This window comes from Bacillus halotolerans (assembly GCF_001517105.1).
In the GTDB taxonomy this organism is placed as follows: Bacteria; Bacillota; Bacilli; order Bacillales; family Bacillaceae; genus Bacillus; species Bacillus halotolerans.
Genome location: NZ_LPVF01000001.1, coordinates 135,714 through 158,637 on the forward strand (window position 1 = coordinate 135,714; position 22,924 = coordinate 158,637).

The following is a 22,924-nucleotide window of genomic DNA, read 5'->3' on the forward strand; positions in this document are numbered from 1 at the left end:
TGAATTGACCGAGATAATTGACCAGATTGGGAGCTATCCGAAGGAGGATGTCACCTTTCTATTAAAAGATTTGTCCGCCGTTTCGATTGAAAAAAGCACGGAAGAACGGGAACGCTCGATCCAAAGCGGCACCCATTACTCAGAGATGCTGCCGATCGAATATAAGCCGACAGATGAATATATGAAACTGTTTTATGCCTCGCTTGAAGACAGTAAACAGAAGGTTGCGTTAGCGGCCGGAGCTGTAGCGGAGCAGCTTTTCGCCAAACACGGTGAGCATACGGTTTTGTGCAGTCTGGCAAGGGCGGGCACGCCGATCGGTGTATTGATTAAACGGTACATCAAGCTGAAGTATCACGTCTCAGTTCCGCACTACAGCATATCGATTATTCGGGACAGGGGAATTGATGAAAACGCCTTGCAGTATATGCTGAAGCATCATCCAGACGGGAAAATCGCCTTTATCGACGGCTGGACAGGCAAAGGCGCTATTACTAAAGAACTGAATCGATCCATCGAACAGTTTAACCAGCGCTGGAATACGAGACTTTCCTCAGAAATTGCGGTGCTTGCCGATCCGGGTGATTGCGCGGACATCTACGGAACGAAGGAGGATTTTCTGATTCCGAGTGCCTGCTTGAACTCTACGGTCTCGGGTCTTGTCAGCCGCACCGTCTTAAACGAAAAATGGATCGGGCCGGATGATTTTCACGGGGCGAAATATTACCGTGAGCTGAGTGAAGAGGATGTTTCTGTATTCTATATTGAAACGATAGCCGAGCAATTTCCGTCTATTTGTAAAGAAGCAGAACGTCTGGCGATTGGTTTGCAGCGCGCACGTATGAAACCGGCTTGGGACGGCTTGGCTTCCATTGAGACGATTCGAAAGCAATTTGGCATCAGCAATACGAACCTGATTAAACCTGGTGTCGGAGAAACGACTCGTGTGCTTCTTCGCAGAGTGCCTTGGAAAATACTGATTCAGCCTGGCGCTGAAGAAACGCTGAAACACATTCTTTTACTGGCAAAGGATCGGGGAGTGCCTGTAGAAGAATACGAGAACATGTCTTACAGCTGCTGCGGGCTGATTCGTCCGGCGGAGAAAAGCCTATGAACGCGTTTGCCAGCGATTTAGACAGAACATTAATTTATTCAAGGCGCATGATCGGCACGCCCGATAAGGAAGCCGGGATTGAGCTGATTGAAACATTAAATGGGCGGGAGCTTTCTTATATTTCCTCAGCCGTAAAAGATCACTTAAATCAGATTCAGAAGGATCACTATTTTATCCCCGTCACCACGCGTACAAACGAACAGTATAAGAGAATCGTATGTTTCCAGCAGGACATTGTGCCGGAATACGCGGTGACAACAAATGGCGGGTGCATCTTAAAAGACGGCGAGCCTCTGAAAGAGTGGGACGAGCTGATGAAAGAGGAGCTGGCGTCGTGTCTGCCGATCGAGGCCATGCTGAGGGAAATCGCAGGTCTCTCTTTATCAGAGGCGGTAAAAAGAACCCGAATCGCCCATCACTATTTCGTGTATCTCATTTTACATGAGGAAAAAATACCGTGTATCGATATATCCGCTGTGAAAGAGTGGGGCGCCGATAAGGGCTGGCAAGTATCTCTGCAGGGGCGGAAGCTTTACTTTATTCCTAATCCGCTTAATAAGTGGAAAGCAGTTGAATACCTGAAATCCAGGCTCTCTCTTGATGAAATCTATACGGCTGGAGACTCGCTGCTTGATCTTGAACTGATCCGGGAAGCCGATTTTGGCATCGCACCCGCGCACGGAGAGGTATTGAGTCACGATCCGGAATTACGCAAAACGATTGCAAGCGGCATGCTGGCGGGTGAAGAAATCACAGCGTCAGTTTTATCGCAAATATCCAAATTAAAACACGTGTAATATACACAAACAAACCAGAAAGGAGGATATGATGAGACAAGAAGAGCTAATCATTCATAAAGCTGTTCCGGCCGATGGGGATTGGAAAAGCATGCTGTTTCAGCCATTGCCGGAGCGGGATCACTATGAGAATGAACAAGGTCTTTCTTTTTCGCGGCTTGCCGGGCAAATACTGGGCACGCCCATTGATGAGACCGACTACTTTAACGAGCTGTATGAACTTTCTGTAAACGATCATATTTATGTCCTGAGCGAAACACTTGATAAAACAATTGCACCCGAAACATTTCAGGCGCTTCAGCATATTCATTCCATCAACCAGAAGGAAAAAGGCCTTTCGGTCAGCCGCTTTGTCGCCTTTCTGGACGGGGAACAGCTGATTGCGAAGCATTCCAATCCTTTGCTGCACCGCCATTTAAGAAAAGCACTGATGACGCTTTTACATACCTTTGCCGAAAATCATGAGCAGGGGCTGAATCATCCTGATTTTCGCAGAGTGCTTCTTGATGTTTCAAAGTTTTCCTTGAACCACCTGAATCCTTGGCTGGAAAAAGCCGATATAGAGCGGGAGATGCCGAAGGTGGTCTGGTATGGAGACGCGACGAAAAGCCAGCTGTATTTCTTATATTATTTGATGCTTGTCGGCTGTGATGTTCTATTGTTCCATCCGGCGGGAACCGATCAGCTGACGCTCGTTGACCCTAAGCAGGAGCTAAGCTTCACGGAAAAGCTTCCGGATGTCTCAGATCTTCAGCCATTCCCGAAAGAAAAACCTGACCGTAAATCAACGGTGGCGTATCGATCGACAAAGGAATTTGAGCATGTGCTGAATCACGAGGAATCCATGCTGTACAAGCCTTGGCAGTTCAGAGACCACACACCGGTTTCCGTGACGCTGAAAACGACCTATGATGAACTGTTTTTAATTGCGAAAGAACGTGCGTTTATTCGCCCGAATTTCAAAGCCGATAAACATTCGATCGATATTCCGAATGTGTTTGCCAAAATTATGGGTGTGTCGAAGGACAATAAAGAATATTGGAACAGACTTCATACAATGGCGGATTATCCAGAAACGGAAATGGTTCGAAGCTTTCCGTTAACAGAAGAAATCAAATCAAACTATCAATTTCATTACAGCCACGCGCTTGATCATGAAGGAAACATCGATCCGGAAAAGCTGATCGCAAGCAATGTGTGGCAGTACAAACAGCTTCCGGCAGGCATTCAGACCGCGATCGCCAAAACGATCTCGAGAATGTGCCGACACCCGCGGCTGAAGGCATTGCATCAGGAACAGGTCAAGGATGTTCAGATCTACTTGTTTAAACAAACAACAAACCTTCCCGCTAACCTGCTGAAATTGATTCAAATGTTCGACTATGCGCAGACTGTTCCGAAACTGGTGCTGTATCATACGGAAATGAACGGTGAGCTCACACGATCAGACGCCGCAGCCCTGCTGTTTTTGAATGAAATCGGCATTGATATCGTCATTTATAATCCTCCCGGACATCAAGACATTGAGCATTATATTGAAGAGGATCAGTATGATATCCACTGGCTGGACGACATGGTGTTTCAGCAGGACTATAAAGAGCCTTCGCTCGTGAAAAGGCTGTTCAGAACGATTACCCAAAAGTAAGGAGAGAAGAAAAGCATGACAACAGAAAATCAAAATCCGCTTGTTCTCGATAAAAACGAAGAAATTTCTCAGCAAAAGGCAGACGATATCCGCCTGCAGCTCCGCCAGGAACCAGAGGTGCAGCGCCTCGCCCAGCAAATTGACGTGAAAAACCAAATGGAGCTGCTGGAGTATGGAAAGGAGCCGGCTGTTGAAATTTCCAAGTTCTCTGACCGCATCTTGGGAATGATGAAAACAACAAGCGTGACAGACTCAGGCACAATGCTGACGCAGCTTGGAAAAATCATGGACCGCTTTGACAAAAATGATTTTGACGAGCCCAAGGGACTGATGGCCAAAATCTTCAAACGCGGCGGCAGCATGATTGAGAAAATCTTTAAAAAGTACCAGACACTCGGCGGAGAAATTGAAAAAATCAACGTTGAGATTTCCAAATATAAAGATGAGATGACAAAAACAAACTACACGCTCGATGAAATGTATGAAAACAATATCAACTACTACATGGAGCTTGAAAAATACGTTGTTGCCGGTCAAATGAAGCTGGAAGAGATGCAGTCAATCCTTCCTTCATATGAAGAAAAAGCGGCAAGCGGAAACCAGCTTGCGCAAATGCAGCTCGATACGCTGCGCAACGGCATTCAGGCACTTGAGGAACGCGTGTATGATCTTGATATGGCGCGAATGGTGGCGCTTCAAACCGCACCGCAGATCCGACTGCTCCAGCGCGGTAACGCTAAGCTGATCGGGAAAATTAACTCCGCTTTTATCATTACGATTCCGATTTTCAAAAACGGCATTATTCAGGCCGTTACAGTGAAACGCCAAAAGCTTGTGGCTGACTCTATGAGCGAGCTTGACCGCCGGACAAATGAGATGCTGAAACGCAATGCGGAGAACATCTCGAACCAGAGTGTTGAAATTGCCAGAATGGCCGGCAGACCAAGCATTGATATAGAAACAATCGAATCCTCCTGGAACACGATTGTCAGCGGCATGCAGGAAACAAAACAAATCGAAGAAGAAAACAAACGCCTTCGGGAAGAGGGCGCAAGACGAATTGCCCAGCTGCAGGATAATATTAAAAAAGCAGCATTACAGCAATAAAAAGACCCCCGCTTGTGAATCATAAGCGGGGTTTTTGATTGACATCAATTAGGTAATGACAATGTGTAAAGACAGGTGTAAACTTAAACGGTAATTATTTTGCATATCAGAGGTGTTGGCTATGGGAAAACAACAGCCTATATCCCAGCGTAAGCTCCTGGGTGTCGCCGGTTTAGGGTGGCTGTTTGATGCAATGGATGTCGGAATATTATCGTTTATTATCGCCGCGCTCCACGTGGAGTGGAATCTTTCGCCTGAAGAAATGAAATGGATCGGAAGCGTAAATTCCATCGGCATGGCTGTGGGTGCGTTTTTGTTTGGATTGCTGGCTGATCGAATCGGCCGCAAAAAAGTATTTATCATTACCCTTTTATGCTTTTCAATCGGAAGCGGTATATCAGCTTTTGTCACAAGCTTATCGGCATTTCTCATTCTGCGTTTTGTAATTGGGATGGGACTTGGCGGCGAACTGCCTGTCGCTTCAACGCTTGTTTCGGAAGCGGTTGTGCCTGAAAAACGGGGACGGGTCATTGTGCTTCTCGAAAGCTTTTGGGCTGTGGGCTGGCTGGCAGCGGCGCTTATTTCTTATTTTGTCATTCCAAGCTTCGGCTGGCAGGCGGCTTTGCTTTTAACCGCACTGTCGGCGTTTTATGCGTTGTACTTGCGGACAGGATTGCCTGATTCGCCAAAGTACGAATCGCTTTCTATGAAAAAGAAATCGGTGTGGGAGAACGTGAAAAGCGTTTGGGCGAAACAGTATATACGGCCGACGGTAATGCTGTCGATCGTCTGGTTCTGCGTTGTCTTTTCTTATTATGGGATGTTTTTGTGGCTGCCGAGTGTGATGCTGTTAAAAGGGTTCAGCATGATTCAAAGCTTTGAATATGTTCTGCTGATGACGCTTGCTCAGCTTCCGGGCTATTTTTCGGCTGCGTGGCTGATCGAAAAGGCGGGCCGGAAATGGATACTGGTCATTTATTTGATCGGAACAGCGGGAAGCGCGTATTTCTTCGGAACGGCAGATTCCTTAGGGCTGCTGCTGACGGCTGGAATGCTGCTGTCCTTCTTTAATCTTGGTGCGTGGGGCGTGCTGTATGCCTATACACCGGAGCAATACCCAACATCGATTCGCGCGACAGGTTCAGGAACCACAGCGGCGTTTGGAAGAATCGGCGGCATTTTCGGCCCGCTGCTCGTCGGAACACTCGCCGCCCGCCATATTTCGTTTTCAGTGATTTTTTCAATCTTTTGCATTGCCATTTTACTGGCGGTCGTGTGTATTTTGATTATGGGGAAAGAAACGAAACAAACTGAGCTTGAATAACAAAAGCACCTCATCATGAGGTGCTTTTTACATGGAAACCGGCAGCTTGCGGTTTGTTTTTTCTGCTTGTTTGATAAAGGGCCATAGACAGGACAAATAAAATCGCCGTAAACGCCGTGACAGCTCCAAAATGATGCGTGTTTTGATATAAAAGTCCGGCAAGGCATGTGCCAACAGTGGTTCCTGCATACATAGCCGCATTGGAAAGAGATGCAATCGTTCCGCGAGCGTTCGGTGAAATGGATTGGAATATCCCCATCAATAACGGAAAAATGATCCCCGCTATAAAGAAAGTCAGAAAAAAGCTGGCTTCTACAATAAGTAAGTTAGGGAAGAAAGGAAGGGAAAAATAGAGCGCTCCCATCAGCAGCATGCCGCTGATTAATGTCTTATACGTTCCGAGCTTTGATGCAATTTTGCTTCCTATAAGGCTTCCAAGCATATTTCCCAGCCCCAGTACAAGCATCGCGGCGCCGATTTGGGATACGGTTAAATGATAATCTGCAAAAAGCCAGGTGCCGAGAAAGCTGAACGTGGCGAAATTCCCTGTTTGAAAGAGAAAATAAGCAAGCAGGACCATCGATGTTTTTGGCAGTGAAAACAGCTCACGATAAGGGCTGACTAAAGATGAACGGTGTGCTGCCGCTTCTGCAGGACGAATATCTGGCATGGCCGCCGCCAAAATGAACAGGAGAACAAGCGAGCCTGCTGATAGAACGAAAAAGGGCGTGTGCCAAGTGAAGGAAGCCAAAAATCCGCCGATCGGAAGCCCGAGCATTTGTGAAGCAGCTAATCCTGCTGTTGCAATCCCCATGCTTTTTAACACTTTTGAGGGATGGACGATGACAGGGATGGATGCCCAAATTTGAGGCGTCACAAACGCGGCGCTGACACCGGCGGCAAAACGGAATGCACACATGGCGGCAAAGGAGGGAGCGATGCCGCATAAAAACGTGGAAAGGATAAAGCCCGCAAGCCCCGATAGCATCACTGTTTTCCGATTAAAACGGTCAGAGATCGGACCGGCTGCCAAAGCAAACAGCGCATAACCGAGCGCATAAGCACTGACCATCCAGCCTGACAAATCAGTGGAGACATGGAATTGGTCCTGCAAAAGCGGGAGAAGCGGTGAGAGCAAAAAGGTATCTGTGCCGATGACAAACATTACACTGAAAAAAAGCCAAATAAGTTTCACGTTTAACACTCCTATAGTTTTATAATTATGAAACTATGAAACAGATATGTATATAGAAAACCCTTCTTAGAGGGTCTCCAGAAAGCCAGGCAGGTATGTTTGAAATGTGTCTTCACGCAGCCTGACATATTTTGTCCGTGAATCTTTTCGCGTTGCAGTCAATCCCGCTTCACGCAGCGTTTTGAAATGATAAGATGCTGTGGTTTTGACGATATTGCATTTTTCACCTACTTCACCGCAGCTGAGTTCTTTTCCGCTGTAATAAAGCGTACGAATAATTGCAAGCCTGGATTCGTCAGACAATGCTTTGAATATGTGAGCTCTGATATGGTCTTCTGATTGTTTCATAGTCATGAAACTATAATACATTACATAGAGATGAAAAAGCAACTTATTTTTCCAGTAAAGGAGCTTGAAGTCATAAGAGGAGGAAGGATTTTCGGTTCAATAAAAGCGTTTTCAATTTAAAAAAGGCTTAATTTTACCCGTAAAATACAATAATAAAGGAGGATTACAGAGTATTTAGAAGCATAAATAAGGTCTTGGGGTCACAGGGATGTTTATCATGAAATGGTACAGAATAAAAGAGAATATGCGGTTTGTGTGTGTTGTTACATAAATGGTACGGTAATAAAGATTGCTTAATATGGAGGGAAAATATGAGTGTAGATGAGAAACCGATTAAAATAAAAGTCGAGAAAGTCTCTAAGATTTTTGGGAAACAAACAAAGAAAGCAGTTCAAATGCTTGCCGACGGAAAAAATAAAAAAGAGATCCTGAAAGCAACCGGATCAACCGTTGGGGTTAACCAAGCAGATTTTGATGTATATGATGGTGAGATATTTGTCATCATGGGTCTATCAGGGAGCGGTAAATCAACTTTAGTACGGCTGTTAAACCGGCTTATTGAACCGACTGCCGGAAAAATTTACATTGATGGTGACATGATAACAAATATGTCTAAAGACCAGCTCCGGGAAGTCCGCCGGAAAAAAATCAGTATGGTCTTCCAAAAGTTCGCTCTGTTCCCGCACAGAACGATACTTGAAAACACAGAATACGGACTGGAGCTTCAAGGTGTAGACAAACAGGAGCGCCAGCAAAAAGCGCTGGAGTCGCTTAAACTTGTCGGACTTGAAGGATTTGAACACCAATACCCTGATCAGCTTTCGGGCGGAATGCAGCAGCGTGTCGGCCTTGCCCGCGCTCTGACGAATAATCCGGACATCCTTCTGATGGACGAAGCATTCAGTGCGCTTGATCCATTAATCCGTAAAGACATGCAGGATGAGCTTCTGGATCTGCATGATAATGTCGGAAAAACGATTATTTTTATTACGCACGATCTGGACGAAGCGCTTCGCATCGGCGACAGAATCGCTCTGATGAAGGACGGAAATATCGTTCAGATCGGCACGCCGGAAGAAATCCTCATGAATCCATCCAACGAATATGTTGAGAAATTCGTTGAGGACGTTGATTTGTCTAAAGTATTAACTGCCGGCCACATTATGAAACGCGCTGAAACGGTGCGGATTGATAAAGGGCCTCGCGTTGCGTTAACACTGATGAAAAACCTAGGGATTTCATCTATTTATGCAGTCGATAAACAGAAACAATTGTTAGGTGTCATTTACGCAGCTGATGCGAAAAAAGCAGCCGAGTCTGATTTATCCCTTCAGGATATCTTGAATACGGAATTTACGACTGTACCAGAGAATACGTATCTGACTGAGATTTTTGACGTTGTGTCTGACGCGAATATTCCAATTGCGGTTGTAGATGAAAAGCAAAGAATGAAAGGGATTGTCGTAAAAGGCGCGCTGATTGGCGCACTTGCGGGCAATAACGATTATATCAATGTTGAAGGCACTGAAGAACAACCACAAGACCCTTCTGCACAGGAGGTGAAGTAAATTGGATAGACTGCCTAGAATACCTTTAGCAGATATCATTGACCGTTTTGTTGACTGGATTACGATAACGTTCGGCGGGTTCCTCGACGGAATCGCAAATGGCTTGGCCGTTTTTGTAAACGGGATTGTAAGCGGGCTTGGATTTATACCTTCTATTTTGTTAACGATTATTTTCGCAGCTCTTGCATGGTGGATCAGTACGAGAGGAATTGCGTTGTTCACTTTAATTGGGTTTCTCGTAATTGATTATTTAGGATATTGGGACCCAATGCTGCAAACGTTAGCGCTGGTTGTCACATCCGTCATTATTTCGATTGTGGTCGGTGTGCCGATCGGAATTTGGGCTTCGCAGAAAGAAACGGTTCGCCGTATCGTAACGCCTATCCTTGATTTAATGCAGACAATGCCTGCTTTCGTATATCTTTTGCCGGCAATTTTCTTCTTTAATATCGGTGTTGTGCCGGGTGTCGTTGCGTCTGTTATCTTCGCAATGCCGCCGACAATCCGTATGACGGTTCTCGGTATTAAACAAGTGCCTGCTGATCTGATTGAAGCAACTGAAGCGTTTGGTTCTACAACAGCTCAGCGTTTGTTTAAAGTTCAGCTTCCGCTTGCAACAAAAACTATTCTTGCCGGGATCAACCAAAGTATCATGCTTGCATTATCAATGGTTGTTATCGCAGCAATGGTCGGTGCGCCGGGATTAGGTTCAGAAGTATACAGCGCCGTTACACAGCTGAAAACAGGGGTCGGTGTAGAAGCTGGTATCGCCATCGTTATCGTTGCGATTACGCTCGACCGTATTACACAAAATATTAAAGTGAAGAAGAAAAGCAGGGGGAATGCCTGATGTTTAAAAAAATCATCGGTATCGGTGTTTCCGCCATGCTGGCACTCTCGCTTGCGGCTTGCGGACAAGAAAACGACGAAAATGCATCCGCGGCTGAACAGGTGAATAAGACGATCATCGGGATTGACCCCGGTTCAGGTATTATGAGCCTGACTGACCAAGCGTTGAAGGATTACAAATTGAACGACTGGACATTGATTTCATCGTCAAGCGCTGCAATGACTGCTACGCTCAAAAAGTCATACGACCGTAAGAAACCAATTATTATCACAGGATGGACACCGCACTGGATGTTCTCCAGATATAAATTAAAATATCTCGATGATCCGAAAAAAACTTACGGCAGTGCTGAGGAGATTCATACGATCACCAGAAAAGGCTTCAGTAAAGAACAGCCGAATGCCGTTAAGCTTCTGAGCCAGTTTAAATGGACGCAAGACGACATGGGTGAAGTGATGATCAAGGTGGAAGAAGGCGAGAAACCTTCCAAAGCCGCTGCTGAGTATGTGAAGAAGCACAAGGATCAAATCGCGGAGTGGACCAAAGGCGTGCAAAAGGTCAAGGGAGACAAAATCAACCTTGCCTATGTGGCGTGGGACAGTGAGATTGCAAGTACAAACGTTGTGGGCAAAGTGTTAGAAGACTTGGGCTATGACGTGAAACTCACTCAGGTAGAAGCTGGTCCGATGTGGACGGCGATTGCGACGGGAAGCGCGGACGCATCCCTTTCCGCATGGCTGCCGAATACCCATAAACCATACGCTGCCAAATATAAAGGCAAATATGATGATGTAGGCGCCAGTATCACTGGCGTGAAGATGGGTCTTGTTGTGCCTGAATATATGAAAAACGTCAACTCAATTGAAGATCTGAAGAAATAATGAAGAAAGCAGCCTGTTCGCAGGCTGCTTTTTTGATTTAAGAGGCATTGGCTGTTGCGAGTGTATCCGCTTTTTGGAACGTTTTTAACACGGCGTTTGCTAAAATGTGAATTCCGGTAAACATCGCGTTTCTGTCAAAGGTCATATGCGGGTGATGGAGTCCTGGCTGAAGTCCGCAGCCGAGGCCAAGCATGGTCGTTTTAAGGTTCGGCACTTTCACGGCATAAAAATGAAAGTCTTCGCCGCCGGTTGTAACAAGAGGTTCATCGAGCTGATCAGCTCCGATCACGTCTGTGATCGCTTCAGCCATAATGCCTTCAGCTTCTATATTTTGTGTTGCCGCTGGGAGGCTGTGTTCCTTGTGAAGTTCAATTTTCGCATCGAATGCCGCGGCAGCCGCTTCGCAGGCTCTTTCTGTTTCAGCGATCAGGGTCTCCATGGCTTCATTTGTTTGCGCCCGCAGGTCAAGGCTGAAGGTCGCTTTTCCGGGAATGATGTTGGAGCTGTCGCCGCCGGCTTGAAGCTTTGTCATTTTGACAGTGTGCGGGATTTTCGGATCGATGTGAATCAGCCCCAGCTTTTGGACGAGAAATGCCGCGATTTCGATGCTGTTTTTGCCAAGATGCGGACGTGCGCCATGAGCTTCCTCTCCGATGATTGTGCCTTCGATGTGCTGGCTTGACCCGTGCAGAATGGATGGGGCGCAGCGTCCGTTTTGGGTTTCCTGAATTGGACGGACGTGGACGCCATACAAATAGTCGACGTCATCAAGCACGCCTTCCTCTATCATTTTCAGAGCGCCTCCGCCTTTTTCTTCTGCTGGCTGAAAGATAAAACGTATCGTTCCGCTCGGAAGCTGCGGCTGTTTTTTCAGCAGCATTAACGTACCTAAAGCCATTGTCATATGCGAATCATGCCCGCAGGAATGATTGGCGCGAAATGTGCCGTTGACCTCCTGCCATAATGCATCAATGTCAGCGCGGACAGCTACAACAGGCGAACCCGAACCTATTTCGCCGACAACTCCTGTACAATCTGAAAACGTGCGCGTGCGGCACCCTGCATCTTCGAGTTTTTGTTTAAGAAATTCAGTTGTCTCATATTCTTTCCAGCTGACTTCAGGATTGGCGTGAAGATGTTCAAAGATGTCCATTACGGTTTGTTTCATTTCTTCTGAGAGTTTTTGCATGGGAAGAAAAACCTCCTTCATTCCTTTTTTTATATTGAAACAGGTAGATAGGCTGTTTATAATATAGCACATATTTATATTTTTCAGAATAATAGATATTTTCTAAAAAGAGGGGGATGGATCGAAATATGAGTATGCCAGCAGCCGAAACACAGCCAAAGAAAAAACGCACCGCCTTTAACATGCCTGACGCCTATGTCCTCTTATTTATCATCGCTTTCATTTGCGCCGTTGCTTCGTATATTGTGCCGGCGGGAGAATTTGACCGTGTGACGAAGGGGGAGGTTACCACTGCGGTGCCGGGAAGCTACCATTCAATCGAACAGTCTCCGGTCAGCCTGATCAGCTTTTTCACTTCTCTTCAGGATGGAATGGTCGGATCAGCGCCTATTATTTTTCTGATTTTATTCACAGGCGGCACGATCGCTATTTTAGAAAAAACAGGTGCCATCAACGGACTGATTTACAATGTCATCAGCAAGTTCCGCACAAAGCAATTATTATTTATTTGTATTGTCGGTGCGTTGTTTTCTATTCTTGGAACGACCGGAATTGTTGTGAATTCAGTGATCGGATTCATCCCCATCGGCCTTATTGTCGCACGCTCCTTAAAATGGGATGCGGTCGCGGGTGCGGCTGTTATTTATATTGGCTGCTATGCCGGGTTTAACTCTACCATTTTATCACCGTCTCCGCTTGGCTTATCTCAATCGATTGCGGAGCTGCCTCTGTTTTCGGGGATCGGCCTTCGTGTAGTCATATACTTATGCTTTTTGGTGTCTTCTATTATTTATATCTATTGGTATACAAGAAAATTAAAGAAATCAAAGGATGCCAGTGTGTTAGGCACAAACTGGTTCCCGGCGGCAGGATTGGGCGATGCGAATCAAGAAGAAGATAAGTCTGTGCCGTTTACCGTTCGCCATAAGCTGATTTTGGGAGTGGCGGGTTTGTCGCTGATCGGATTTTTGTACGGCGCATTGAAGCTCGGCTGGTCAGATTCCCAAATGGCTGCGACGTTTATTTTTATTTCTGTCCTTGCCGGATTCATTGGAGGACTTTCGGCAAACGATATTGCTAAAACTTTTATTACCGGCTGCCAGAGCCTTGTATACGGTGCGCTGATTGTCGGGATGGCGCGGAGCATTTCTGTCATTCTTGAAAATGGGAAGCTGCTGGATACAGTCGTCAATGCTTTGGCTTCGGTTTTGGACGGGTTCAGTCCGATGGCCGGCGCAATTGGCATGTATATCGCCAGCGCCCTGCTTCATTTTCTCATCTCTTCAGGATCGGGCGAAGCGGTTGTGTTCATTCCGATTCTGGCGCCGCTCGCTGATTTGATGGGCATCACGAGACAGGTCGCGGTGGAAGCGGTTATGCTTGGAGAAGGGGTCGTCAACTGTGTGAACCCGACGTCCGGCGTTTTGATGGCAGTGCTTGCCGCCAGCGGAATTCCGTACGTCAAGTGGCTTCGGTTTATGCTGCCGCTCGCTCTGATTTGGTTCTTAATCGGGCTTGTGTTTATTTGTATCGGTGTCCTGATCAATTGGGGGCCGTTTTAAACATTGATGCCCGCCGGCTTGTACGGCGGGCTTTTCATTTATTCGTTGCAGAAGCGCAGGCTGTTATTGTAACATGTAAGCCATAAGCCATTCGTAAAAGTGCGGGAGGAAGGTCATGAATAATCTGCATAACAGACTTTCAGGCGTGAATGGGAAAAATAAGAGAGTAAAAGAAAAGGAACAAAAGATATGGTCGGATATCGGCAAGTTAGCCGGGGCGTTTGCGCTGCTGGATGTGATCATCCGCGGCATTATGTTTGAATTTCCGTTTAAAGAATGGGTCTCGAGCCTTGTGTTTTTGTTCATTATCATCTTATATTACTGCATCAGGGCATCAGCTTCTGGAATGCTGATGCCGAGAATAGACACCGAGGAAGAACTGCATAAACGGGTGAAGCAGCAGTTCATAGAATCAATAGCTGTCGCCTTTGCGGTAGTGGTGCTTACGATGTATGACAGGGGAGTTCCCCACACATTCTTCGCTTGGCTGAAAATGATTCTCCTATTTATCGTCTGCGGCGGCGTTCTGTTTCTGCTTCGATTCGGAATCGTGAAGCTGTCTTACAGAAGAACGGTAAAAAAGGAGTTTAAGAAGAAATCATCATAGAGATGGTTTCTTTTTTTGTTCATAAATCAGACAAATAGCTCCACTTGCTGTGTAAGAATGTAAAACGGCTCGTGATGTCTGTTTGGGAAATGACTCTATCAAGTTGTTTTGATAGAAAGAGTATGATAATTTAAAATGTAAGCGTTAACAAAATTCTCCAGTCTTCATATTCGTCTGAAAGGAGGAAGTGGAAGGATTGAGTAAGAGGGATTTCTGACTCCGCGGTAAGTCTTCAGAAATGAAAATTGAAATAAGGAGTGTACAGAATGTCTAAAAAACGATTAAATACCTCTTTTCTGCCGTTATTCGCTGGATTATTATTGCTGTTTCATTTGATTCTGGCAGGGCCGGTGGCTGTAAATGCAGAGACTGCGAACCAATCAAATGAATATACAGCGCCATCAATAAAGAGCGGGACGATTCTTCATGCTTGGAATTGGTCGTTCAACACCTTAAAAAATAATATGAAGGATATCCATGATGCAGGATATACTGCCATTCAGACGTCTCCTATTAATCAAGTAAAGGAAGGAAATAATGGAGATAAAAGCATGGGGAACTGGTACTGGCTTTACCAGCCGACCTCTTACCAGATTGGCAACAGGTACCTGGGTTCCGAGGAAGAGTTTAAAGAAATGTGTGCCGCGGCTGAAGAATATGGTGTGAAGGTTATTGTCGATGCCGTCATCAATCACACAACCAGTGACTATGCTGCGATTTCAAATGAAATTAAAAGTATATCAAATTGGACGCATGGAAACACACAAATTAAAAACTGGTCCGATCGATGGGATGTCACGCAGAATTCATTGCTCGGGCTGTATGATTGGAATACACAAAATACACAAGTACAGTCCTATCTGAAACGTTTCTTAGAAAGAGCATTGAATGATGGGGCAGACGGATTTCGCTATGATGCCGCCAAGCATATAGAGCTTCCCGATGATGGGAATTACGGCAGCCAATTTTGGCCGAATATCACGAATACATCTGCCGAGTTCCAATACGGAGAAATCCTGCAAGACAGTGCCTCCAGAGATGCAGCATATGCGAATTATATGAATGTGACAGCATCTAACTATGGACATTCCATAAGGTCCGCTTTAAAGAATCGTAATCTGAGCGTGTCGAATATTTCCCATTATGCATCTGATGTGTCAGCCGACAAGTTAGTCACGTGGGTGGAATCGCATGATACGTATGCAAATGATGATGAGGAGTCTACATGGATGAGCGATGACGATATCCGCTTAGGCTGGGCAGTGATTGCTTCTCGCTCAGGCAGTACGCCTCTCTTTTTTTCAAGGCCTGAGGGCGGCGGAAATGGTGTGAGATTCCCGGGGAAAACCCAAATAGGCGATCGCGGGAGTGCTTTATTTGAGGATCAGGCTATCGTTGCGGTCAATACGTTTCACAATGTAATGGCTGGACAGCCTGAGGAGCTATCGAATCCGAATGGAAACAATCAAATATTTATGAATCAGCGCGGCTCAAAAGGTGTTGTGTTGGCAAATGCAGGTTCCTCTTCTGTCAGCATCAATGCTTCAACGAAATTACCTGATGGCAGCTATGATAATAAAGCCGGGACCGGTTCATTTCAAGTCAGGGACGGTAAACTGACAGGCACAATCAATGCCAGATCAGTGGCTGTTCTTTATCCTGATGATATTGCAAATGCGCCTCATGTCTTCCTTGAGGATGTCAAAACAGGGGTAACCCATTCTTTCAATGATCAACTGACGATCACCCTGCGTGCAGATGTGAATACAGCAAAAGCCGTGTATCAAATCAATAATGGGCAAGAGACAGCGTTTAAGGATGGAGACCAATTAACAATCGGAAAAGGAGACCCATTTGGCACAACATACGACATCACGTTAACAGGAACGAACAGTGATGGTGTAACGAGGGCCCAAGAGTACAGCTTTGTAAAAAGAGACCCGTCTGCGGCCAAAACAATTGGCTATCAAAATCCGAATCATTGGGGACATGTAAATGCTTATATCTATAAACATGATGGAGGCCGGGCAATCGAATTGACCGGGTCTTGGCCAGGTAAAGCAATGACTAAGAATGCAGATGGAATTTACACACTGACGCTGCCGGCGGATACGGATACAACCAACGCCAAAGTGATTTTTAATAATGGCAGTGCCCAAGTGCCCGGCCAGAATCAGCCTGGCTTTGATTATGTGCAAAATGGTTTATATAACAACTCTGGATTAAGCGGTTCTCTTCCTCAGTGAGGGCAAGCAATCAGCGGAAAAATCCCAAAAGAAACCATCATAGATGGTTTCTTTTTTGTTCATAAATCAGACAAATCTTTTCTCTTGCAAAAGTTTGTGAAATGTTGCACAATATAAATGTGAAATACTTCACAAACAAACACCAAAGATAAACAAACACTGGAGGATGAGGATAAATGATGAATGAACGAGTAAATAAAGTAGCTTTAATCGGAGCGGGTTTTGTTGGAAGCAGTTATGCATTTGCGTTAATTAACCAAGGGATCACAGATGAATTTGTGGTCATTGATGTAAATAAAGAAAAAGCAATGGGCGATGTAATGGATTTAAACCACGGAAAGGCGTTTGCGCCGCATCCGGTCAAAACATCTTTCGGAACATATGAAGACTGCAAGGATGCTGATATTGTCTGCATCTGCGCCGGAGCAAACCAAAAGCCTGGTGAGACACGCCTTGAATTAGTAGAAAAGAACTTAAAGATCTTCAAAGGAATCGTCAGTGAAGTCATGGCGAGCGGATTTGACGGCATTTTCTTAATCGCGACAAATCCGGTTGATATTCTGACGTATGCAACATGGAAATTCAGCGGCCTGCCAAAAGAGCGAGTGATCGGAAGCGGCACAACACTTGATTCTGCGAGATTCCGTTACATGCTGAGCGAATACTTCGGTGCAGCGGCACACAATGTGCACGCTCATATTATCGGCGAACACGGCGATACTGAGCTTCCTGTCTGGAGCCACGCGAATATCGGCGGAGTGCCGGTCAGTGAACTGGTTGAGAAAAACGAAGCATACAAACAAGAAGAGCTTGACCAGATCGTGGATGACGTGAAAAACGCCGCTTATCATATCATTGAGAAAAAAGGCGCGACATATTACGGGGTAGCCATGAGCCTTGCGCGAATTACAAAAGCGATTCTTCATAATGAAAACAGCATTTTAACAGTCAGCACATATTTGGACGGACAATACGGAGCAGATGACGTGTACATCGGAGTGCCGGCTGTCGTCAACCGCGGCGGTATCGCCGGTATCACTGAGCTGAACTTAAATGAGAAAGAAAAAGAGCAGTTTAACCACAGTGCCAACGTGCTCAAAAACATCTTAAAACCGCATTTTGCAGCACAAAACGTCAACTAGAACGCAACTACAGAGTAAAGGGCTGATTGTCAATGTGGGAGCAGTTGTATGATCCGTTTGGAAACGAGTATGTGAGCGCACTGGTTGCGCTCACACCGATTCTCTTTTTTCTCTTAGCTTTAACCGTTTTTAAGATGAAAGGCATTCTCGCGGCATTTCTGACCCTAGCCGCCAGCTTTTTGGTTGCCGTATTGGCATTTCACATGCCGGTTGAAAAAGCCGTTTCTTCTGTTTTATTAGGCATCGGAAGCGGTTTGTGGCCGATCGGCTACATTGTCTTGATGGCAGTGTGGCTCTATAAAATCGCTGTGAAAACCGGGAAGTTTACCATTATTCGTTCCAGCATTGCCGGCATTTCGCCTGACCAAAGATTACAGCTATTATTAATCGGTTTTTGTTTTAACGCATTTTTGGAAGGCGCGGCCGGCTTTGGTGTTCCGATTGCAATTAGTGCGGCGCTGCTCGTCGAACTTGGCTTTAAACCGTTAAAGGCGGCGGCGCTCTGCTTGATTGCGAATGCTGCCTCTGGAGCCTTTGGCGCAATTGGGATACCGGTGATTACAGGCGCGCAAATTGGAGACTTGTCTTCTCTTGAGCTGTCTCGGGCATTGATCTGGACACTGCCGATGATTACTTTTCTAATTCCGTTTTTACTCGTGTTCTTATTAGACCGAATGAAGGGAATCAAACAAACCTGGCCTGCTTTGTTGGTTGTCAGCGGTATGTATACAGCGGTTCAGACGCTGACAATGGCTGTGCTCGGACCGGAATTAGCTAACATTTTGGCGGCGCTGTTCAGTATGGGCGGGCTTGCGCTTTTCCTGCGCAAGTGGCAGCCGAAACAGATTTATCGTGAGCAGGGAGCCGAAGAAACCGGTGAGAAAAAGAGATACAGCGCCGCAGACATTGCCAAGGCGTGGTCTCCTTTCTACATGTTAACTGCGGCGATCACCATCTGGAGCCTTCCTGCATTCAAAGCGCTTTTCCAAGAAGGCGGGCTCTTCTATCAGACAACGCTTTTGTTCAAGATGCCTTTTCTGCATCAGCAAATTATGAAAATGCCGCCGATTGCCCCGTCTGCCATGCCGTTAGATGCAGTCTTTAAAGTCGATCTGCTGTCAGCGACCGGTACAGCGATTTTAGCCGCGGTCATCGTGACAGGGCTGTTCAGCAAAAACTTCTCTTATCGGGATGGCTTCAGTTGCTTGAAGGAGACAGGGAAGGAACTGTGGATGCCGATTGTCACGATCTGCTTTGTGATGGCGTTTGCCAATCTGGCGAACTTCGCGGGGCTCAGCTCTTCCATCGGGCTGGCACTGGCGAAAACAGGCGATTTGTTCCCGTTTGTCAGTCCTGTGCTCGGCTGGATCGGCGTGTTCATTACTGGCTCAGTTGTCAGCAATAACGCTTTGTTCGGGCATTTGCAGGTTGTCACCGGAGCACAGATCGGTGCCGGTTCTGATTTGCTGTTAGCCGCAAATACGGCGGGCGGGGTGATGGCGAAGCTCGTTTCTCCGCAATCTATCGCCATTGCCGCTGCCGCGGTCGGCCAGACAGGGAAGGAATCAAAGCTGTTTAAACGGACAGTGATGTACAGTCTGATTCTGCTATTGATCATCTGCATATGGACGTTTATTCTTGCAAGATTAGGTGTTTAATAGAAAAAAGCAGTACACTCCAGGTGTACTGCTTTTTGTATTAATCTGCTTTCTTCGTCATTTCCTCAGTTGTTTTGACTCTTGTTTTTCCCATGAACAAAACGGTGATCGCCGCGAGGACAATTGGAATCAAAGCAAGTAAAAAGACATATGTGATGCTTGATGACATGGCGTCGATGATCCGGTTCAGAATCGCATCAGGGATCTGTGATCGTGTGCCGGATTGGAAAATGGCCTGTGGATCACCGATATTCTGCGGAGCGCCTGAGCCGGCGGAGCCTTTTATCCCGCTGAAGGCGTCGCTGAGCTGGTTTGTGAATACGTTCGTCTGAACCGTGCCAAAAATCGTGACGCCGAGCGTCATGCCGAATGATCGTAAAAATGAATTCGTGGAGTTGGCCGTTCCCCGAAAACGAGGTTCAAGATCATTCATGGATGCTGCCGGGAGCAGCGAGAAGTTAAAGCCTACGCCGAAGCCTGAAATCATCATAAAGACAGTCAGCCATACGCGCGCTGTGTCCGGCGTCATATTGGAAAGCAGCAGCATGCCGATAAAGAAAGATATGACGGAAATCAGCATCAGATTGCGGAAGCTTGCCTTCGTTTGGAAGATTCCGCCGATCATACTTCCGATCACTGATCCGATCATCATCGGTGTCAGGATGAAGCCTGCGCTTGTCGCTGAGCTGCCGTATACCGCCTGTACGAAAATCGGAATAAACACTGCTAAAATAATGAATGTTCCGCCATAAAGAAAAGCGAGAATCTGCGCTGTGGCAAACAAGCGGTTCTTAAACATCCAGAAGGAGATAATCGGTTCTTCCGCTTTTCGCTCCACAATAAAAAAGGCAATAAAGAAAACAGCGAAAATGATAAACAGGCCAATGATTTGAGTCGAATTCCAGTCGTATGTTTTGCCGCCGAGCTCAAGCGCAAACATCAGGCACACAATGGATACGACTAAAGTAATCGCGCCGCCCCAATCAATTTTCTGTTTTTTATGCTCCAGCGATTCTTTGTAATAGCGAATGATGAAAAACAATGACAGTGCACCGATAGGGACGTTGATGTAAAACACCCAGTGCCAGCTGATAGAGTCTGTGATAATAGCGCCTAACAGCGGGCCGAGAACACTTGATAATCCAAATACAGCGCCGAACATGCCCGACATTTTTCCGCGTTTTTCCGGCGGAAACAAATCAAAGATAATCGTGAAGGCAATCGGCAGGAGCGCTCCGCCCCCAATCCCCTGAATGGCCCGGTAGATGATCAGCTGGTTCATTGTTTGTGCGATTCCGCATAATGCCGACCCGATTAAGAAAAAGATAAGTCCAAACAGGAAAAAACGTTTTCGGCCGTACATGTCGGAAAGCTTGCCGTAAATCGGCATTCCAGCCATCACCGCTACCATGTAGGATGCAGTTACCCATGCAAATTTATCAAAGCTTCCAAGATCAGCCACGATGCTGCCCATCGCTGTGGCAACAATCGTATTGTCCATCGCGGACATTAAGATGCCCAGCAAAAGACCGAGAACCACAAATTTGGTGGAAGCCTGTTTTGCTGATGTTGTGTCCATTTGTTCTACCTCCTCTTACTTTTCTATGTAAGTTCTGATATCATGATAATAGTTTGATCGTTAAATATCTCGATTATCAAGATAAATTCGATTCTATAGGGAGGACTGTCAGTTGTCAACAAGAAATTCCAGAAGTGAGTTGGAAAAGACCGCCGTTCAGCTATTTCGGAAATTGGGCACTAGAACCATTCTGTTTCATCAGGCGGCAGCTCAAGCTCTCGGTCTGTTTCCCACCGATTTGAAATCAGCTGACATCTTAAATGAAGCAGGACCAATGACGGCCGGCGAACTGGGGAAAAAGACGGGACTCAGCACGGGTTCCGTTACGGCGCTTGTTGACCGGCTGGAAAAAGCGGGGTATGTGGCCCGCGAAAAGGACCCGAACGACCGCAGAAGAGTGATTATCGTGCCTCTTACCGCTTCTAAACAGCACGTGAAAGATTTGTTCCGTTCACTGTCAGAATCCACGATGGATCTATGCCGCGAGTATACGGAGGAGGAATTGGAACTGATTTTCGGTTTTATCGGCAAAGCCTCCGATATTATGGAGGAAGAGCTTGACCGCTTGAAACAATAGGTGATTTTTGTGCATAGCTTGGCCCGTTCCCGAATAAATTGTACAAGTTGAGTAAGAGAGGGGAGTACGGGCCGGTGAACATTTTTTTGAGTTATATTGTGCTGGGGCTGTCCTTGTCTGCGCCTGTGGGACCTGTCAATGCGGCGCAAATTGATAAAGGCATTAAAAACGGGTTTTGGCATGCGTGGATTTTTGGTTTAGGCGCCATGACAGCTGACGGACTGTACATGCTTTTCATCTATTTCGGTCTGTCACAGTTTTTGACCGCTCCGTTTGTGAAAACGTTTTTGTGGCTCTTTGGCTTTTTTGTACTGACTTATACGGGAATTGAAACACTGAAAAATGTCAGAGAACCGATGGATGTGCGAAGCACACGGGGAAAAGCGTCATACAGGAAAACGTTCGCTTCGGGTTTTCTCATTTCACTGTCAAATCCATTGAGCATCCTTTTTTGGCTTGGGATTTACGGGAGCATTCTTGCGAAAACAGCAGAGGCCTACAATATGAATCAGCTTCTTATCTATAGCTCCGGCATCATGATCGGCATTTTAATCTGGGATTTTTGCATGGCTATCACAGCCAGCATGTTCAGAAATCTGCTTCATGAAAAGCTATTGAGGGGATTGACCGGAATCGCTGGTGTATCCCTCCTTGTATTTGGCTTTTACTTCGGTTATCAGGGCATCAAACAGTTACTGGGCTGATTCATGAAGGACAGTCACCTGCCGCCTCCAGTTTTAATATAGTATCCAGATGATACTGGAGGTGGATCAATGGTGAAAGGGATTTACACCAAAAGTTTTCTGGAACGGAATCAAGCTGAGTTCCCGGAATGGCAAAGAATCGCTTTTGAGCTATTAGCAGAAACTTTGGCGGATGACGCGGATACGTTCCCGTGTATTCCCGGCCGTCAGGCATTTCTGACTGATCAGCTTCGCATTGCTTTTGCAGGAGATCCCAGAGAAAACGGTACGGTGGAGGAACTGGCGCCGCTGCTTGCGGAGTATGGGAATATCTCGCGAGACACCGGGAAGTATACGTCATTGGTTGTGTTATTTGATACACCGGAGGATTTGGCTGAGCATTATTCCATTGAAGCGTATGAAGAGCTGTTTTGGCGCTTTTTAAATAGACTGAGCGAACAAGATAAAAAAGAGTGGCCGGCAGATATTCCGGCCGATCCAGAGCATTTTAAATGGGAGTTTTGTTTTGACGGTGAGCCGTATTTTATTCTGTGTGCAACGCCGGCTCATGATGCGAGGAGAAGCCGAAGCTTTCCTTATTTTATGATCACGTTCCAGCCAAGATGGGTGTTTGAAGATCTAAATGGTTCAACCGCATCTGGCCGAAACATGAGCAGGCTGATCCGATCCCGTTTACAGGCTTATGATCAAGCCCCGATTCATCCGCATTTAGGCTGGTACGGAGGAAAGGATAACCGGGAATGGAAACAGTATTTTCTCCGGGAAGATGAAAAACAGATATCAAAATGCCCGTTTTCATATTTAAAAAACATGTTTAACAAAATGAAATAG

General features: G+C 46.1%; 20 protein-coding genes. 16 read left to right on the forward strand and 4 right to left on the reverse strand.

All coding sequences use genetic code 11. The features are described from left to right. Nucleotides 1-4 precede the first annotated feature (4 nt). The 5 genes from AU387_RS00695 (at nt 5) to niaP (ending at nt 5,987) form a co-directional block, all read left to right on the forward strand. Complete coding sequence (locus AU387_RS00695; protein WP_059334439.1) at nt 5-1,114, forward strand: cysteine protease StiP family protein; 1,110 nt, start codon at nt 5-7, stop codon at nt 1,112-1,114. After that, nucleotides 1,111-1,911, forward strand: coding sequence for an HAD family hydrolase (locus AU387_RS00700; protein WP_059334440.1), 801 nt, complete (start codon nt 1,111-1,113; stop codon nt 1,909-1,911). The genes AU387_RS00695 and AU387_RS00700 overlap by 4 nt, the downstream gene beginning before the upstream one ends. Before the next feature lie 31 nt (nt 1,912-1,942). Next, complete coding sequence (locus AU387_RS00705; protein WP_059334441.1) at nt 1,943-3,556, forward strand: YceG family protein; 1,614 nt, start codon at nt 1,943-1,945, stop codon at nt 3,554-3,556. 15 nt (nt 3,557-3,571) lie between these two features. Beyond that, a complete protein-coding gene (locus tag AU387_RS00710) occupies nt 3,572-4,663 on the forward strand; it encodes a toxic anion resistance protein (RefSeq protein WP_010332934.1) in 1,092 nt (363 codons plus the stop codon). A 121-nt stretch (nt 4,664-4,784) separates the two neighbouring features. Further along, the gene (gene niaP / locus AU387_RS00715) at nt 4,785-5,987 is read left to right on the forward strand and encodes a niacin permease NiaP (RefSeq protein ID WP_059334442.1); all 1,203 of its coding nucleotides are present in this window, start codon (nt 4,785-4,787) and stop codon (nt 5,985-5,987) included. Nucleotides 5,988-6,000: 13 nt separating this feature from the next. Here niaP and AU387_RS00720 read toward each other — a convergent pair whose 3' ends face one another. Together AU387_RS00720 and AU387_RS00725 are read right to left on the reverse strand one after the other, a co-directional pair. Continuing rightward, entirely contained in the window at nt 6,001-7,182 is a 1,182-nt protein-coding gene (locus AU387_RS00720; RefSeq protein ID WP_095532956.1) for an MFS transporter, read from the reverse strand. Nucleotides 7,183-7,248: 66 nt separating this feature from the next. Beyond that, nucleotides 7,249-7,551: an ArsR/SmtB family transcription factor gene (locus AU387_RS00725; RefSeq protein WP_081638228.1), complete on the reverse strand. Its 303-nt coding sequence runs from the start codon at nt 7,549-7,551 to the stop codon at nt 7,249-7,251. 290 nt (nt 7,552-7,841) lie between these two features. Between AU387_RS00725 and opuAA the strand changes: the two genes are divergently transcribed. From opuAA to AU387_RS00740, 3 genes are read left to right on the forward strand one after another with little or no spacing between them, the layout of a single operon-like run. After that, nucleotides 7,842-9,098: a glycine/proline betaine ABC transporter ATP-binding protein OpuAA gene (opuAA, locus tag AU387_RS00730; RefSeq protein ID WP_044162018.1), complete on the forward strand. Its 1,257-nt coding sequence runs from the start codon at nt 7,842-7,844 to the stop codon at nt 9,096-9,098. 1 nt (nt 9,099) lies between these two features. After that, complete coding sequence (opuAB, locus tag AU387_RS00735; protein ID WP_024120135.1) at nt 9,100-9,948, forward strand: glycine/proline betaine ABC transporter permease subunit OpuAB; 849 nt, start codon at nt 9,100-9,102, stop codon at nt 9,946-9,948. Beyond that, a complete protein-coding gene (locus AU387_RS00740) occupies nt 9,948-10,829 on the forward strand; it encodes a glycine betaine ABC transporter substrate-binding protein (RefSeq protein WP_059334443.1) in 882 nt (293 codons plus the stop codon). The genes opuAB and AU387_RS00740 overlap by 1 nt, the downstream gene beginning before the upstream one ends. Nucleotides 10,830-10,866: 37 nt before the next feature. Here the strand turns inward: AU387_RS00740 and AU387_RS00745 are convergent, their stop codons facing one another. Further along, nucleotides 10,867-12,018, reverse strand: coding sequence for a M20 peptidase aminoacylase family protein (locus AU387_RS00745; RefSeq protein WP_059334444.1), 1,152 nt, complete (start codon nt 12,016-12,018; stop codon nt 10,867-10,869). Between the two features lie 128 nt (nt 12,019-12,146). On the opposite strand from AU387_RS00745, the gene AU387_RS00750 reads away from it, so the two are divergent. From AU387_RS00750 to AU387_RS00770, 5 genes are all read left to right on the forward strand, one after another. Continuing rightward, nucleotides 12,147-13,580, forward strand: a complete 1,434-nt coding sequence (locus tag AU387_RS00750; protein ID WP_059334445.1) for a YfcC family protein — start codon at nt 12,147-12,149, stop codon at nt 13,578-13,580. A gap of 115 nt (nt 13,581-13,695) precedes the next feature. Then, nucleotides 13,696-14,187 carry a DUF6773 family protein gene (locus AU387_RS00755; protein WP_044162006.1) on the forward strand — a complete coding sequence of 164 codons (492 nt, stop codon included), beginning with the start codon at nt 13,696-13,698 and terminating at the stop codon, nt 14,185-14,187. A 266-nt stretch (nt 14,188-14,453) separates the two neighbouring features. Continuing rightward, nucleotides 14,454-16,433, forward strand: a complete 1,980-nt coding sequence (gene amyE / locus AU387_RS00760) for an alpha-amylase (protein WP_044162004.1) — start codon at nt 14,454-14,456, stop codon at nt 16,431-16,433. A gap of 176 nt (nt 16,434-16,609) precedes the next feature. After that, a complete protein-coding gene (locus tag AU387_RS00765) occupies nt 16,610-17,575 on the forward strand; it encodes an L-lactate dehydrogenase (protein WP_059334446.1) in 966 nt (321 codons plus the stop codon). 32 nt (nt 17,576-17,607) lie between these two features. Further along, nucleotides 17,608-19,233: an L-lactate permease gene (locus AU387_RS00770; protein ID WP_059334447.1), complete on the forward strand. Its 1,626-nt coding sequence runs from the start codon at nt 17,608-17,610 to the stop codon at nt 19,231-19,233. Nucleotides 19,234-19,273: 40 nt separating this feature from the next. Here AU387_RS00770 and bmr3 read toward each other — a convergent pair whose 3' ends face one another. Continuing rightward, entirely contained in the window at nt 19,274-20,812 is a 1,539-nt protein-coding gene (gene bmr3, locus AU387_RS00775) for a multidrug efflux MFS transporter Bmr3 (protein ID WP_059334448.1), read from the reverse strand. 112 nt (nt 20,813-20,924) lie between these two features. Between bmr3 and AU387_RS00780 the strand changes: the two genes are divergently transcribed. The 3 genes from AU387_RS00780 (at nt 20,925) to AU387_RS00790 (ending at nt 22,924) form a co-directional block, all read left to right on the forward strand. Next, entirely contained in the window at nt 20,925-21,389 is a 465-nt protein-coding gene (locus AU387_RS00780) for a MarR family transcriptional regulator (RefSeq protein ID WP_059334449.1), read from the forward strand. Nucleotides 21,390-21,463: 74 nt separating this feature from the next. Next, nucleotides 21,464-22,093: a LysE family translocator gene (locus AU387_RS00785; RefSeq protein WP_059334450.1), complete on the forward strand. Its 630-nt coding sequence runs from the start codon at nt 21,464-21,466 to the stop codon at nt 22,091-22,093. A 69-nt stretch (nt 22,094-22,162) separates the two neighbouring features. Continuing rightward, entirely contained in the window at nt 22,163-22,924 is a 762-nt protein-coding gene (locus tag AU387_RS00790) for a YqcI/YcgG family protein (RefSeq protein WP_059334451.1), read from the forward strand.

Coding starts and splice junctions, on each gene's coding strand:
- AU387_RS00700 (WP_059334440.1), top strand. CDS start 1,111: ATGAACGCGTTTGCCAGCGATTTAGACAGAACATTAATTTATTCAAGG.
- AU387_RS00705 (WP_059334441.1), top strand. CDS start 1,943: ATGAGACAAGAAGAGCTAATCATTCATAAAGCTGTTCCGGCCGATGGG.
- AU387_RS00710 (WP_010332934.1), top strand. CDS start 3,572: ATGACAACAGAAAATCAAAATCCGCTTGTTCTCGATAAAAACGAAGAA.
- niaP (WP_059334442.1), top strand. CDS start 4,785: ATGGGAAAACAACAGCCTATATCCCAGCGTAAGCTCCTGGGTGTCGCC.
- AU387_RS00725 (WP_081638228.1), bottom strand. CDS start 7,551: ATGTATTATAGTTTCATGACTATGAAACAATCAGAAGACCATATCAGA.
- opuAA (WP_044162018.1), top strand. CDS start 7,842: ATGAGTGTAGATGAGAAACCGATTAAAATAAAAGTCGAGAAAGTCTCT.
- AU387_RS00740 (WP_059334443.1), top strand. CDS start 9,948: ATGTTTAAAAAAATCATCGGTATCGGTGTTTCCGCCATGCTGGCACTC.
- AU387_RS00745 (WP_059334444.1), bottom strand. CDS start 12,018: ATGCAAAAACTCTCAGAAGAAATGAAACAAACCGTAATGGACATCTTT.
- AU387_RS00750 (WP_059334445.1), top strand. CDS start 12,147: ATGAGTATGCCAGCAGCCGAAACACAGCCAAAGAAAAAACGCACCGCC.
- AU387_RS00755 (WP_044162006.1), top strand. CDS start 13,696: ATGAATAATCTGCATAACAGACTTTCAGGCGTGAATGGGAAAAATAAG.
- amyE (WP_044162004.1), top strand. CDS start 14,454: ATGTCTAAAAAACGATTAAATACCTCTTTTCTGCCGTTATTCGCTGGA.
- AU387_RS00765 (WP_059334446.1), top strand. CDS start 16,610: ATGATGAATGAACGAGTAAATAAAGTAGCTTTAATCGGAGCGGGTTTT.
- AU387_RS00770 (WP_059334447.1), top strand. CDS start 17,608: ATGTGGGAGCAGTTGTATGATCCGTTTGGAAACGAGTATGTGAGCGCA.
- bmr3 (WP_059334448.1), bottom strand. CDS start 20,812: ATGGACACAACATCAGCAAAACAGGCTTCCACCAAATTTGTGGTTCTC.
- AU387_RS00790 (WP_059334451.1), top strand. CDS start 22,163: ATGGTGAAAGGGATTTACACCAAAAGTTTTCTGGAACGGAATCAAGCT.